Source organism: Mycobacterium ostraviense (assembly GCF_002705925.1).
GTDB classification, from domain to species: Bacteria; Actinomycetota; Actinomycetes; order Mycobacteriales; family Mycobacteriaceae; genus Mycobacterium; species Mycobacterium ostraviense.
On record NZ_NKRE01000152.1, the window covers coordinates 1 to 356 of the forward strand.

1 protein-coding gene is annotated in these 356 nt (G+C 61.8%); it reads right to left on the reverse strand.

Annotation, left to right across the window (positions count from 1 at the left end):
• Window positions 1–356 (reverse strand): DNA polymerase ligase N-terminal domain-containing protein (locus CDN38_RS28435; protein ID WP_275539818.1); only part of this gene is annotated, 356 nt, incomplete at both ends.

Consider the following 356-nt stretch of genomic DNA (forward strand, 5'->3'; position numbering starts at 1 on the left):
CCACCGTGCCGTGCGTGGCAAGCATTGGGGCCAGATTGTCGAACTCGAACACCTTCTGGTCTTTCTGATTCTTTAGGCGGTGCGCCAGCCACCGATCGCCGTTGGTCCGAATCAGCGCATAACGCCCAGAGATCCGGCCGCCGTGCAGATCCACGATGACCTCCCCCGTGTGCGGGTCATCGTGGAACTTCTCGGTGTCGTAAGTGCCGGTGTCCCAGATGATCACCTTGCCGGCGCCGTACTCCCCGCTGGGAATCGCGCCCTCGAACGTGGCGTATTCCAGCGGGTGGTCCTCGGCGTGTATCGCTCGATGGTTAACCGATGTGTTGTCGGGCAGGTTTTTCGGTACCGCCCAC